The organism is Roseinatronobacter bogoriensis DSM 18756 (genome assembly GCF_004366635.1).
GTDB classification, from domain to species: domain Bacteria; phylum Pseudomonadota; class Alphaproteobacteria; order Rhodobacterales; family Rhodobacteraceae; genus Roseinatronobacter; species Roseinatronobacter bogoriensis.
The window spans coordinates 643,623-657,156 of the sequence record NZ_SORN01000002.1 but is presented as its reverse complement, the minus strand read 5'-3'; the positions used below and the strand labels follow the sequence as shown (position 1 = coordinate 657,156).

At 57.7% G+C, this 13,534-nt stretch carries 14 protein-coding genes; 10 read left to right on the top strand and 4 right to left on the bottom strand.

Features of this window, described 5'->3' with window-relative positions:
- The first annotated feature begins 51 nt into the window (after positions 1 to 51).
- The 10 genes from trkA (at position 52) to EV660_RS07900 (ending at position 9,012) form a co-directional block, all read left to right on the top strand.
- Positions 52 to 1,428 carry a Trk system potassium transporter TrkA gene (gene trkA, locus EV660_RS07945; protein ID WP_071481141.1) on the top strand — a complete coding sequence of 459 codons (1,377 nt, stop codon included), beginning with the start codon at positions 52 to 54 and terminating at the stop codon, positions 1,426 to 1,428.
- Positions 1,429 to 1,459: 31 nt separating this feature from the next.
- Positions 1,460 to 2,968, top strand: a complete 1,509-nt coding sequence (locus EV660_RS07940) for a TrkH family potassium uptake protein (RefSeq protein ID WP_071481140.1) — start codon at positions 1,460 to 1,462, stop codon at positions 2,966 to 2,968.
- A gap of 158 nt (positions 2,969 to 3,126) precedes the next feature.
- Complete coding sequence (hfq, locus tag EV660_RS07935) at positions 3,127 to 3,360, top strand: RNA chaperone Hfq (protein WP_071470717.1); 234 nt, start codon at positions 3,127 to 3,129, stop codon at positions 3,358 to 3,360.
- An 8-nt stretch (positions 3,361 to 3,368) separates the two neighbouring features.
- Complete coding sequence (gene hflX, locus EV660_RS07930) at positions 3,369 to 4,679, top strand: GTPase HflX (protein WP_071481139.1); 1,311 nt, start codon at positions 3,369 to 3,371, stop codon at positions 4,677 to 4,679.
- Between the two features lie 224 nt (positions 4,680 to 4,903).
- Positions 4,904 to 5,743, top strand: coding sequence for a GGDEF domain-containing protein (locus EV660_RS07925; protein WP_071481138.1), 840 nt, complete (start codon positions 4,904 to 4,906; stop codon positions 5,741 to 5,743).
- A gap of 131 nt (positions 5,744 to 5,874) precedes the next feature.
- Complete coding sequence (locus EV660_RS07920; RefSeq protein ID WP_071481137.1) at positions 5,875 to 6,102, top strand: twin-arginine translocase TatA/TatE family subunit; 228 nt, start codon at positions 5,875 to 5,877, stop codon at positions 6,100 to 6,102.
- 92 nt (positions 6,103 to 6,194) lie between these two features.
- Complete coding sequence (tatB, locus tag EV660_RS07915) at positions 6,195 to 6,743, top strand: Sec-independent protein translocase protein TatB (protein WP_071481136.1); 549 nt, start codon at positions 6,195 to 6,197, stop codon at positions 6,741 to 6,743.
- Entirely contained in the window at positions 6,740 to 7,621 is an 882-nt protein-coding gene (gene tatC, locus EV660_RS07910) for a twin-arginine translocase subunit TatC (RefSeq protein ID WP_071481135.1), read from the top strand. Before tatB ends, tatC begins: the two co-directional genes overlap by 4 nt.
- On the top strand, positions 7,618 to 8,478 hold the full coding sequence (locus tag EV660_RS07905; RefSeq protein ID WP_071481134.1) for an ATP-binding protein: 861 nt from the start codon (positions 7,618 to 7,620) through the stop codon (positions 8,476 to 8,478). Before tatC ends, EV660_RS07905 begins: the two co-directional genes overlap by 4 nt.
- Positions 8,479 to 8,565: 87 nt before the next feature.
- Entirely contained in the window at positions 8,566 to 9,012 is a 447-nt protein-coding gene (locus EV660_RS07900) for a YqaA family protein (protein WP_071481133.1), read from the top strand.
- A gap of 16 nt (positions 9,013 to 9,028) precedes the next feature.
- Here the strand turns inward: EV660_RS07900 and EV660_RS07895 are convergent, their stop codons facing one another.
- The 4 genes from EV660_RS07895 to EV660_RS07880 form a co-directional block, all read right to left on the bottom strand.
- Positions 9,029 to 9,655 (bottom strand): hypothetical protein, encoded by a 627-nt coding sequence (locus EV660_RS07895; protein ID WP_071481132.1) that lies wholly within the window; start codon positions 9,653 to 9,655, stop codon positions 9,029 to 9,031.
- 282 nt (positions 9,656 to 9,937) lie between these two features.
- Positions 9,938 to 11,968, bottom strand: a complete 2,031-nt coding sequence (locus EV660_RS07890) for a TRAP transporter permease (RefSeq protein ID WP_071481131.1) — start codon at positions 11,966 to 11,968, stop codon at positions 9,938 to 9,940.
- 12 nt (positions 11,969 to 11,980) lie between these two features.
- Entirely contained in the window at positions 11,981 to 12,439 is a 459-nt protein-coding gene (locus EV660_RS07885) for a DUF1850 domain-containing protein (RefSeq protein WP_071481130.1), read from the bottom strand.
- On the bottom strand, positions 12,436 to 13,419 hold the full coding sequence (locus EV660_RS07880) for a TAXI family TRAP transporter solute-binding subunit (RefSeq protein WP_084634939.1): 984 nt from the start codon (positions 13,417 to 13,419) through the stop codon (positions 12,436 to 12,438). The genes EV660_RS07885 and EV660_RS07880 overlap by 4 nt, the downstream gene beginning before the upstream one ends.
- Between the last annotated feature and the right edge of the window lie 115 nt (positions 13,420 to 13,534).

The window sequence follows — 13,534 nt, the reverse complement described above, 5'->3', positions numbered from 1 at the left end:
TGCTGACACATGACGCGTCAGGTTGCCGCCAGATAAGGAAAGATTTTCGCCATGAAGGTTATTGTCTGCGGGGCGGGTCAGGTCGGTTTGCAGATCGCGCGCCATCTCTCGAGTGAGAGAAATGACGTCACGCTTGTTGACAGCAAGCCCGAACTTGTACGCCGCGCGACCGACACGCTGGATGTGCAAGGCATTGTAGGTTTTGCAAGCCACCCCAACATTCTGGAACAGGCTGGCGCGCGGGATGCCGATATGGTCATCGCTGCGACCTATTCTGACGAGGTGAACATGGTCACCTGTCAGGTATCGCATTCGGTTTTCGGCGTAACCCGCAAGATCGCGCGGCTGCGCGAACTGTCCTATCTGGACCCGCGCTATTCGGACCTGTTCCGGCGCGAGCATATGCCGATTGATGTCATCATCAGCCCCGAACGTGAAGTCTCTCAGGCGGCGCTGAAGCGGGTGGCTTATCCCGAAGCTTTCGATGTGCAGGAGTATTTTCAGGGCAAGGCGCTGCTGATTGGCTTGTCTCTGGACGAGGAATGCGCGGTTCTCAACACATCCTTGCGTCAGTTGTCAGATTTGTTCCCGACCTTGCGGATCATGGTGGCAGGTGTACGCCGTGGCAAACGGCTATTTGCGCCCGAACCCGAAGATCAGCTTTATGCGGGCGACCAGATCTATGTGTTGGTCGATGCCCGCGATGTGCCGCGCGCTTTTGAGGTGTTCGGCAAATCACCAGCTCGGCAGGAACGGGTGCTTGTGGTCGGTGGCGGCAATGTCGGGCTGTCGGTTGCGCGTGCCTTGGAGAACCAGCCTGTGCGCGTCCGCGTCAAAGTCATTGAACGTGATCGCGCCCGCGCCGAGGCTGCAGCTGACGGGCTGGAACGCTCTATCGTGCTGCATGGCGATGGCATGGATGCAAACCTGCTGGATGAGGCCGGTATCGGCAAGATCGACTCTGTCTTGCTGCTGACAGATGATGACCGCACCAATCTTCTGGCGGCGGTGCGCGCAAAATCCCTTGGGGCGACACAGGCCATCTCGCTGATCAATGACCCTGGTATGGTCCCGCTGGCCGATGCAATGGGGATTGATGCGCATATCAACCCGCGTGCGCTCACAGTTTCGTCCATCTTGCGCCATGTGCGGCATGGGCGTGTGCGTTCGGTCTATTTGTTGGGCGACCGAGAGGCCGAGGTGATCGAGGCACAGGTTCTCAGCACCTCGCAATTGTCGAATGCACGGGTGCGCGACATTTCCTTTCCAGAAGGGGCCTTGCTGATCGGGGTTTCTCGCAAGGGAGAGTTCTTGCGACCTAGCGGTGATATGGTCCTGCGCGAAGGGGATCTTGTGGTGATCTTCTCGCTGACCGGGGATGTGCCGAAGGTCGATGAATTGCTGCAAGTCGCGGTTGAATTTTTCTAGTGTCGCACCCAAGCGCGAGAGAGAGGCCTTGATGCCGCGCAGATCGCATGGAGTGGTGATTTTGGTTGCCCTGATGGGGCTGACCGCGCTGGCCATGCTGTTGCCCGCAGCCGTGGGGTTTACTTTGCGCGAGCATCAGCTTGCACGCGCCTTTCTGTACTCTGCGCTATTGCTGGGCGCTGTGACACTGTTTGTGCATCTTGCCAACCGCTCTGGCTCTGTCGAGAAGATGACAAGTGCGCATCCGTTCTTTTACCTGTCTTTCGCCTATGTCTTCCTGCCGGTTCTGATGGCCGTTCCACTGACCGAGGCCGTGCCAGGTATCCGCTTTGTTGATGCCTGGTTTGAGATGTTGTCCGCCTTTACCACCACTGGCGCCAGCATATTGGAAGGCGAGGTGACGCGCAGCCTGCACCTGTGGCGCGCGACCGTTGCCTGGGGCGGCGGGTTATTCCTGATGTCGATTGCCGTTGCGCTGCTTGCGCCGCTGAACTTGGGTGGATTTGAGTTGTTTCGCAACCAGTCCGGGGTTGTCGGTGCTTCTCTTGGCAGGGGCGAGATGCACCAATCCATCAGGATAGATGAAAGCTATGATGACAAGGTTCTGTCGCGTCTGGCAGACCAACTTCGGGTGATCGCGCCGGTCTATGTGGGGGTGACCCTGTTTCTTTGGGTCGCGCTGTCCATCGCGGGCAATCCGCCGCTTGTGGCGCTTATGCTGGCCATGTCCACATTGTCGACCTCTGGAATCGCGCCTGAAGGCGCGATAAATGGCCTCGCTTCAGAGATGTTGATCGCCTGCTTCTTGATATTCGCGCTGAGTCGTCGTCTATGGCCGGGCGCGCAGAGCATGCAGCAAATGCAGGGACCGCGTTTGCATGACCCTGAATTGCGACTGGCGGCAGTCATTCTTGCGGTTATCCTTGTGGCACTGATCCTGCGTGCTTCGTTCATGTCGTCGCCATCTGGGCTGGGGGCGCAATTGGCGACGATCTGGGGCCATGTGTTTACAAGCCTGTCATTCCTTACCACGACAGGTTTCATCAGCGAGGTTGGAGGCGGCGTTTCGGGTATTTTCGTGGGTGCGGCTGGGATTGTGGTGTTGGGGCTGGCCATGTTGGGCGGTGGCGTTGCGACGACAGCGGGCGGGCTTAAACTGATGCGCATCTTTGCCCTGACATGGCAGGCACGGCGGGAAGTGTCGAAACTGGTTTATCCAGACAGTGTCGGTGGTGATGGCGAGCGCCTGCGCAGCCTGCGCCGTGACGGGGCATTTTCGGCGTGGCTCTTTCTGATGATCTTCATTTTTACCCTGACGGCGCTAACAGCACTCCTGACCTTCACAGGGTTGCGGCTGGAAGATGCCACAATCTTTGCGGTAGCTGCGCTGACCACAACGGGGCCACTCGTCCATATCGCAGGGCCAGAGGTTCTGCACTGGGCAGAACTTGGGGATGCCGCGAAAGTGATTCTGGCACTCGGAATGCTGCTTGGACGCCTTGAACTACTGCTGCTGCTTTCGATATTCTGGCGTCGCTAATGCAGCTTTATCTGGCGGGTGAGAAATAAAATTTCGTCTGTATCGCAATTTATCAGGTTTCGGGGCTGGAAGTTTTCCAAATCGCAGCCCATAATCAACTTATGGGGAGACGAGGCTCTCTGCGTAGATCAAACACGCCCTGACAAAAAGGCAAGCGCATGGCCAGTGACAAACAAAATCTGCAAGACGCGTTTCTTAATCATGTTCGCAAAAACAAGGTTCCAGTTACCGTATTCCTTATTAACGGTGTAAAGCTGCAAGGTGTGATCACCTGGTTTGACAACTTCTGCGTGCTTTTGCGCCGCGATGGACAAAGCCAGCTTGTCTATAAGCACGCCATATCGACCATCATGCCGGGGCAGCCGATTTCACTCTATGAGGGTGAAGGCTGATTTCTCAAATGCCTTCTGAACCTGTGGAACGTGGCATTGAAACGGGGGCAAAGCCGACCCGCGCTATGGTGCTGCATCCAGAGATAAAGGCCCATGTACGACTGCGCGACCCAGAGCTTGCCTTGGCCGAGGCGGTATCGCTTGCGCAAGCCCTGCCAGGGTTGGATGTGGTGGATGACCGAATCGTCCGCCTGCCAAAAGCGCATCCCGGTATGCTGTTCGGTTCCGGCAAGGTCGAGGAACTGGCGCAGGCCATTCAGGATTCCGAGATTGATCTGGTTCTGATAGATGGTCCCGTCACGCCTGTGCAGCAACGTAACCTGGAGCGGGCGTGGAAGGTCAAACTTCTCGATCGAACAGGGCTGATCCTTGAAATCTTTGCCGATCGTGCCCGCACGCGCGAGGGTGTCTTGCAGGTCGAGCTTGCAGCGCTGAGCTATCAGCGCACGCGCCTTGTACGGGCCTGGACCCATCTGGAGCGCCAGCGCGGTGGGCTTGGCTTTGTCGGTGGGCCGGGTGAAACTCAGATTGAGGCGGACCGGCGCGCGATTGATGCCCAGATGGTGCGGTTGCGCAGACAGCTTGGCAAAGTGACGCGAACACGCGAATTGCACCGGGCGGCGCGGCGAAAGGTGCCATTTCCGGTCGTGGCCTTGGTGGGTTACACCAATGCAGGCAAATCCACGCTTTTCAACCGCCTGACCGGGGCTGAAGTTCTGGCAAAGGACATGCTGTTTGCGACGCTGGACCCAACCATGCGCGCTGTGCGCTTGCCTACGGGCAAGGATGTGATTCTGTCGGATACTGTGGGCTTCATCTCGGATTTGCCGACACAACTGATTGCGGCCTTTCGCGCCACATTGGAAGAAGTGCTGGAGGCGGATCTGATCGTGCATGTGCGCGATATTGCCCATCCCGAATCAGAGGAACAGGCGCGCAATGTGCGCGATATTCTGGCTGATCTGGGGGTGGGGGTGCAGACACGCCAGATATCGCTTTGGAACAAGGCCGATCTGCTGCCCGAAGAACAACGCACCGCCTTGCAAGAGCGCGCGCAGCTGGAGAAGGATGTCTATCTTGGCTCTGCCGTCACGGGCGAAGGGCTGGAGGCGTTTTTTGCTGCCCTGACCGAACAACTGGACGATACGCGCTACGCGTCAGAGGTTAGCTTGAGTTTTGCACAAGGTCGCGTGCGCGCATGGCTGTTTGCGCAAGGTGTGGTGGATCAAGAGCAGCAGGACGCAGATGGCTACAAGCTACAGGTGACCTGGACAGACAAGCAAAAACGTCAGTTTCGGTCCTTGCTGGAGCAAGATTGACACTGATATCGCAGCGCCCGCACTTGCGCGGCAACACTGCTTCACTAGAGCACTTGTCCGCAGCACATAGCTAGAAATCGTATGCGCGACCGAGTTAACCTTCTCTTCAATACGGCCCAGTCTGGCCTACAAAACGCCATAATTAAAATCTAATTAAATGTCAGTGTGAATTTTACGGAACACCGCGCGAAACTGTTTAGGTTTTTAGGCAACAAGCGAGAAAAATGACGATGGCATATGACTTACCTTCGCAAGCGTCTACAGGGCAGGATGCATCTTTTGCAGCCCCGGATTCCGTGCAAGAGCAATATGACACCATCTTTTACCTTGTTCGTCAGACCACGGGCGCGCGGCATGTCACTATTCAGTTCGATGGTGCGCCGACGCATCCGGCGCCAGAGGGTCTTGCCTGCATTCAGGCCCCGCTTGTACATCAGGGGCGGCGTATCGGTATTCTGCGGGCTTATGCGCATGAATTCGAATCTGGTGCTGCCCATATGCTGGCGGGGTTCGCCGTCCTCGCCGCTGAACACCATGCATTATGGTCGGTTGCGCATTGCGACATGCTGACACGTGCACTGACCCGGCGCGCATTCATGGTCGATCTTGGCCGCGCTGTCGCCACATGGTCGCGCAGCGGTGTTGCCTGCTCGCTGATTGTGTTCGATCTAGACCACTTCAAGAAGGTCAATGACACATATGGCCATGCCGCTGGCGATGCGGTACTGCGTGCAGTTGCACATGTCGTTCAATCGGAGCTGCGCCCCTGCGACCGGCTGGGTCGGCTTGGGGGTGAGGAATTTGGCGTTATCCTGTTGGCTGATGTAGAGGCCGCGATGGAAATTGCCGAACGTTTGCGCGCGGTCATAGAAGGAACAATCGTGCGTGACTTTCCTTCAATCGACTTCACAGCAAGCCTTGGCGTGGCCTCTTGCAGTGCGCAGACCGACACACGGGATTCGCTGATGTCAGCCGCCGATGAATTCCTGTATCAGGCCAAGGAAGCAGGGCGCAATCGCGTCATGGGGCCGGTACATGCGGCCGCTTGTGAGCTTTGGGACTGAATTTACCCCTGTTAGGCACAGGAAATTGTCCCGATATTCAATTTGGGGCTTTGATCTGGCGTCGATAATCCATAAATGGAATGCGTATGACTGCGCAGTCCTGTTGGCTGGCGCGGCAGAGGGAGACACTCATGCTGAACAATATCGGGCCTGCTGGCTTCATTATCATTGCGGTTGTCGTGCTTGTGCTTTTCGGTCGCGGCAAGGTTAGCGCGCTGATGGGCGAAGTGGGCAAAGGGATTACGTCGTTCAAGAAGGGCCTCAAGGACGGCTCTGACGAGATTGAGAAAGCGTCTGATGATGAAGGCACGAAAACCGTGCGTGACATCACTCCTGAAAACGACAAGGACAAGGTCTGATCCGTCCTCTCACTGAAATCTTCGGAGGTGAGTGTTCGTCGTATCGGTTTTGGCTGTCGTAAGCCTGAGTGGTCAGGTGTAAAGGGGATGTGATGTTTGATCTCGGCTGGACAGAGCTGATGGTGGTCGGCATCGTCGCGTTGATCGTGGTCGGTCCGAAAGATCTACCCAAGATGTTCCGCTCGCTTGGCCAGTTCACCGCCAAGGCCCGGTCGATGGCGCGTGAATTTCAGCGTGCCATGGATGATGCAGCAGATTCAACCGGCGTGAAGGATGTTGCACGCGATTTGCGCAAAGCGACGGACCCCCAAAGCATGGGGTTGGACGAAGTCAACAAGATGCGCAACTGGGACCCGCTGAAAGACCCGGGAAAGAAGAAATCAGCCAAATCTGATGCCCCGGCAGATACTTCCGATGACGACGAAGAAGCGATGGACCGCATCTCGGCAGAGATGGAAAACCTGCGCAAGGAACGTGTGCGAAAGACAGCGACACCGGCACCATCCGCCAAACCCGCAACAGCGAGCGAAGCCAAACCCGTCACCGAAGCTGAACCTGCCCCTGCGAAGGCTGAAGCGCAGCGGGCCGCGAAACCTTCGGATCGCCCAAGTGACGATACGCCGGACAAGAGCAAAGCATGAGCACAACCAATCCGCGTGATGACATTGACGACAAGGGCGCGCCGCTGATCGAACATCTGGCGGAATTGCGCAGCCGATTGATCAAGTCTGTTTTTGCTTTCGTTGTCGGTATGGTGCTGTGCTTTACCGTCGCGACACCGATTTTCAACTTCCTGACCGCGCCGCTTTGTGACGCACTTGCCTCTCGGGGGCAGGATTGTGACCTGATCTTCATCAGTCCGCAGGAAGGGTTTTTCGTCGCGATCAAGGTCTCGCTTCTCGGCGGCTTCATGTTGTCCTTCCCGGTGATCGCGGCGCAGATGTGGCGGTTCGTGGCGCCGGGGTTGTATCGCTCTGAAAAGAATGCCTTTTTGCCCTTCCTGGTCGCCTCTCCCTTCATGTTCTTTCTGGGGGCGTCTTTTGCATTTTATGTGGTCACGCCGCTGGCTTACAACTTTTTCCTTGGTTTCCAGCAATTTGGGGCAGGGGGCGAGGTTATCGAAGGTGTGCCGGGGGCGGCGCCGCTCTCCGTCGTGTTTCAGGGGTCTGCGCAGGAATACCTGAACCTGACCATCAAGTTTATTGTCGCCTTTGGTTTGTGTTTCCAGTTGCCGGTTCTACTGACCTTGATGGGCAAGGCAGGGCTTGTTTCCGAAGCGGGGCTACGGGCCGGGCGGAAATGGGCGATTGTGGGCATTCTGACATTGGCGGCGCTTGTGACCCCGCCTGATGTCATCACCCAAGTCATCCTGTTTGCTGTTGTCTATGGCCTCTATGAAATCTCGATCCGCCTTGTTGGCTATGTCGAGCGCAAGCGCAACGAAGAGCTGCGCCGCGAAGGGCTGCTGGATGACGAGGATGACGAGATTTTCCAAGACGAACTGGAAGACGAGAAATGACATTTGCAGGCGAGCAGGGGGATGCCTTGCGCCGTATTGCCGACGCGTTGGAGCGGATTTCGCCGCCAGCCGCTCCGGCCCCGGATGTGAATTCTGCCGATGCCTTTGTCTGGCATGTGGCACCTGATCATCTGCATCCTGTTCCGCAAGTGAACCGCGTGGCTCTTGATCTGCTTGTCGGCATCGGACGTGCACGCGACACGCTTTTGAACAATACCGTGCAATTTGCAAAAGGTTTGCCTGCGAATAATGCGCTGCTCTGGGGCGCGCGGGGGATGGGGAAATCCTCACTGGTCAAGGCGGTCCATGCGCGCGTGCTGGAACTGGAGCCTTCTTCTGTTCTCAAACTGGTGGAAATCCAGCGTGAGGACTTGCCGTCGATCGGTCGTCTGATGGGGCATTTGCGCGCCTCTCAGGCCAGGTTCATTCTGTTTTGTGATGATCTGTCTTTCAGCCATGACGACCAGCATTATAAATCGCTGAAGGCGGTGCTGGATGGTGGTGTAGAAGGGCGGCCGGAAAACGTGGTGCTGTATGCCACGTCCAACCGGCGCCACCTGATGCCGCGTGACATGATCGAGAATGAACGCTCTTCGGCAATCTCGCCTTCAGAGGCGGTTGAAGAAAAGGTTTCCTTGTCAGACCGTTTCGGTCTGTGGCTGGGCTTTCATCCTTGCGATCAGGACGAGTACCTTGCGATGATTGACGGCTATTGTGCGGCATACGGGCTGCGCATAGATCCCGCACGCTTGCGCAGCGAAGCCATAGAGTGGCAGGCAACGCGGGGCAGCCGGTCGGGGCGCGTTGCGTGGCAGTTTTTCACCGATCTTGCCGGGCGCGAAGGTGTACGGATTTAGCCTGCCCGTTTGGGTGTGTCCGGGTTTGCTGCCGAAAGGGCAGCATCATGCCCTTGCCGTGCGCGCGCATCTGCCAGAAAACAACACATGATTACCCTGACTGCCCTCGTCACCTTGTTTGCCGCGGCATTTCTGGCTGCGACGATTATCCCCTTTCAGTCCGAAGCGGTATTTGTCGCCTTGCAGCTTGGCAATGTGACAGGGTTGGTGCTTCTGGTCGGCGTTGCCAGTCTGGGCAATACCTTGGGCGCTTTCGTGAATTACGCAGTTGGGATGCGGGTCGAGACTTATCGCGACCGCCGCTGGTTCCCGATGCGACCAGAGCAGCTTGAACGCACACAAATCTGGTTCCGCCGCTACGGCGTGTGGTCACTGTTGTTCAGTTGGGCACCTGTTCTGGGATGGTTCACGCTGGTTGCAGGGGTCATGCGCACCCCTTTGTGGCAGTTTGCCCTGCTTGTAGCCATCGCCAAGACCGGGCGTTACGCGGTTCTGGCATGGCTGACATCGCGCGCGATGGTGCTTGTCGCTTAGCCCGCGCGTGACGGGCTTATTCCTCGTCGCTGCATAGATAGACCGCACCCCCGATGACAACCACGCTGGCCGCCGCTCCTGCCAGCACGGCAGGCGCGCTGACGGCTGCGCCGACCGTTGCGCCCGCAGACGTTAACATACTTGTCAACGCGCCCGCATTGCCCGAAAGGATCATCGCGCCAGAGCTATGTGTGACGGCTGTGATTGTTGACGACAGCAAGCCGGGGCGGTTGCCCTCTTCAGCGCGCTTGACCGCCCCCATCAGCGCCATTGCCTCTTGCTTGGTGGTGTTGACCAGGGCGCAGGTTCTGGAGGGTTCCACACAGCGGCCATAGGCATCGCGCCGCCCTTGTGCGGGCATTGAATGGCTGCGGGTCTCGGGGTCGTAATTTGCGCAGAACACCTCGCGTTCAGAAGTCGACAGATCGGGCATCAGATAGGTGATGACCACAGCGCCGGGGCATTGGTGACCACGGCGCAAAAACCGTTCCCGAAAAGATGAGAATGTGGGGTCTTCGGTGTCATAGAAGATTGTGACGGGCTCTCCGTCGATCTTGGTTTCACATTGGGTTGCGGTTGCATGCAGCGTGCTGGTGCCGGTGATGGCCAGTAATGCCGCATAAACCAGAAGTCTGATCTGCATGGGTGCGCCTCGAATGCCTGACTGGACGGGGCTTTTGCCCGGCCTTGATTATCGTTGTCGTGCCGCGCGATTCGAAGTGCCTAGGTTGCGCGCGCGTGCAATTCAGATCAGTGTGATTGATGATATCTGTCAAGTCTGGGGCAGATGAAAAGTTTGGCATTCTGACACGGCGCGCGCGGATTTTAGCCGCTGCGCGGCGGCCTTCAGCCTTGGTTCCGCGCCGGTCACAATCCACAATGGGCTCAAAGCTGTCATCGGGTAGCTTTTATCAAATGACGATCATCAGGCCGTGACGCTGCGTCGCGCTTGTAGCCAGTTCCAGCCCAACAAGGCCAGCAGTGCCCCTGCACCCGCCAGTTCCACACTCAGCGATGGATGGAACACCGCAATAACAGCAGGCACCATTGCCAGCCGCGAGACAGGGTCGATCCATGTGAACAGATACCCTTCGATGGCGGCGGCAAAGGCTACAAGCGCAATGATGATGATCGTGCCTGTCAGCAGCACATGCCACATTTCGCCGCCAGTGATGATGACAGGGTTGAACACCATGAATGCCGGGATCAGGTACAGTCCCTTGGCGAATTTCCATGCCTGCACACTGGTTTCCATGGGTTTCGCGCCTGCGACGGCGGCACCTGCAAAGCCTGCAAGGGCGACAGGGGGGGTGACATTGCTGTCTTGCGAATACCAGAACACGACCAGATGCGCGATCAGCAGCGGAATGCCGAACTCATTATGCAAGGCAGGGCCGACCAGCACGATCAGCACGATATAGCTGGCCGTCACTGGCAGGCCCAGCCCGAGGATCAGCGAGGCTATCAGCACCAAACCCAGCGCGATCACGATGTTACCGCCTGAGAGCGAGATCATCATGGATGAGAATTTCAGGCCCAGCCCGGTCAGCCCGACAACGCCCACGATGATCCCCGCAACGGCACAGGCAATCGAAACGGCGACCGCGTTGCGCGCGCCCAGTTCGAGTGATTCAAAAATCATCCGCAACCCGCGCATGATGGATGCCTGTATTCGCGCGCTGGAGAGTGGCCCGTCAGCCCAAAGCGCCCATACCCCGCGCAATCCCGCCACGCCGATAACCGATAGAATGGCCCAGAACCCTACCCGCATGGGCGAGATGTTGTTGACCAGCAACCAGACCAGCAGAACAAGCGGCACAATGAATTGCCAACCCGCTTTCAGAACCTGCCGCACGATAGGCAATTCCGTTGGCGACATGCCTTTCATGCCCTGTTTCATCGCCACAATGTGCACGAACAGATAAACCGTCCCCAGATAGAGGATCGCCGGGAAGATCGAGACCATGACAATCTCGATATAAGGCACGCGTGTGTATTCCGAGATCAGGAAGGCACCGGCCCCCATCAGGGGCGGGGTGATTTGTCCGCCGGTTGAGGCGGCGGCCTCTATCCCGCCAGCCTGTTTGGGCTTGTAGCCCAGCCGTTTCATCAGCGGGATCGTGAATGCCCCTGTTGTCACCACATTGGCAATGGCAGAGCCGGAAATCGACCCCATCCCCGCCGAGGCGATAACTGCGGCTTTTGCAGGGCCGCCGGGTTTGCGCCCTGTTGCGGCGAAGGCCAGATCAATGAAGAATTTGCCCGCGCCCGTCTTTTCCAGAAACGCGCCGAACAGAACGAACATGAAGACAAAGGTTGCAGCGACGCCCAGAGGAAGGCCGAAAATACCTTCCTGCCCCAGATAAAGTTGGCCCACCAGCCGGTCCACGCTGGCCCCGCGATGGGCCAGCACACCGGGCATCCACTCGCCAAGACCGGGCAAAGCGCCGCGTGGCCCGGCCAGCGCGTATAAAATAGCCAAGGCACCGATCACGGTCAGGCCCAGCCCGACTGCGCGGCGGCTGGCTTCCAGCACGGCAATGATGCAGATGATACCCACCATAACGTCAGTCGATGTCCACCAACCGGCGCGCGCAATGATATCGTCAAGATACCAGATGATGTAAAATCCGCTTAAAAACGCCGCCGTCAGAAAACCCGCGTCTATGACCCAGCCGAGTACGCCCCGCCTTCGGGTTTGGCCAAATACCGGAAAGATCAGAAAGGCCAGAAAGAGCACAAAACCCAGATGCGCTGTGCGCTGATAGAACAGGCCAAGCGGCTTGATCCCTGCCGTGTAAAGTTGAAACAGAGACAAAGCCACCGCTACCGCCGTAATCAGCCAAAGCACGGGCTTTGGCTGGAACCTGTCGGCAGAGCGCAGGTTGCCCGGAATGGTTCCACCTTCGACCTGATCGGTGCCAGAGAGGTTTGTCGGATCGACTTGGGACGTCATCGGACCAGCCTGTTAGTTTGAAAGGGTCAGAATAAGCGATACGGATGTTTGCAGCGGCAAGGCGATGCTGTGCTCGCCCGCTACCAGTCTGTGCCCGACGTCAGCCGCGCCAGTGCGCAATGCCAAGCGATTGTCTGGTAGCGCTTCGTTCATCTCGATGATCCAGTAGCCGCCCTGCGGATCCGGTATCAAGGTGCCGCGCCCCTCTACCTCGCCCAGTCCTGCTGCAAAATCATGCAGATAACTGCGCGTCAGGGTCAAGTGTCCGGCGCGGTTCTCGAAGCAATCCGCCACATCGCCGCCGGTTACGGAATGCGCCCAATGCAAGCAGATTTCCTGCCCTTCGGCCATGGGAAACTCTGCCAGCACGGCGTTACCGTCACCTAGTGCGTGCAACACAGGATCGGCTTGCGCTGCGGTCACCAGAAAAAGGGCGGCCAAAGCCAGCCGCCCTGCAAGATAGCCCGTCACGGGCGCTGATGATCTTGTACCGTTGCACCCGTTTCTTCCAGATAGCGCAATGCGCCGGGGTGGAAGGGAATAGGGGTTGAATCGACCGAGAAATCGACCGTCGTATCATTGGCCGCCGGGTGGATGGCGATCAGCTCATCAACATGCTCGTACATCGCCCTTGTGATGTTATAGGCCAATTCTTCGTCCATATCGGCATGAACGATCAGGACATTCGGGGTCGAGATTGTCTGAACTGGTTCCGCCATGCCGTCATACAGGCCCGCGCGCAGTGTATAGGGCGCAAAGGTCGGTTCTGCATCTATAGCGGCTGCGATCTGATCTGCGGTCAATTCAATCAGACTGATAGAGCGCGTGGTTGCAAGGTTCATGATCGAGCTGGTGGGTGGACCCACACTCCAGAATCCTGCGTCAATATCGCCATCGCGCAGCGCATCGGCAGTTTCGTTGAAGTTCAGGCGCTGCGGCTCGAAATCATCATAGGTGATGCCATTGGCCGCCAGCAGGGTCTGCGCGCTGACTTCGGTTCCCGAACCGGGCGCGCCGACGGACACGCGCTTGCCGCGCAAATCCTCGATGCTGGAAATGCCGCTATCGGCAAGCGTCACGATTTGCACGGCATTGGGATAGATCGAGGCCAGCGCGCGCAATTCGTCAACCTGCCGCCCTTCGAATGCACCTTCACCGTGAAATGCCTGATAGACGGTATCGGCAAGTGCCAGCGCCAGATCCGAATCGAAGCGCGAGATCAGGGCGACATTTTCGACCGATGCGCCGGTCACTTCCGCGCTGGCGCTGGCACCTTCGACGTGATTGTTAATGACCTCGGCCAAGCCACCGCCATAAGGGAAATAGACCCCCCCCGTTCCCCCGGTCGCGATGGACAGTTCCTGCGCCTGTGCCGCCTGGCCCATGCCAAAGGCCAGCGCCGCAGCTGGCACTACCAGCGCACGCAGCCCATTTACAAAACAGTTGTTCATTTTTTCCTCCGTTGTCGAACTTGCACCCGAAGCGTCCCTAGTCCCTTCGGGAACACCTCATGATAGACACAGATTTTCCTGTTCGAAACAAGTTTTCATTCAAAAATCCCAACCT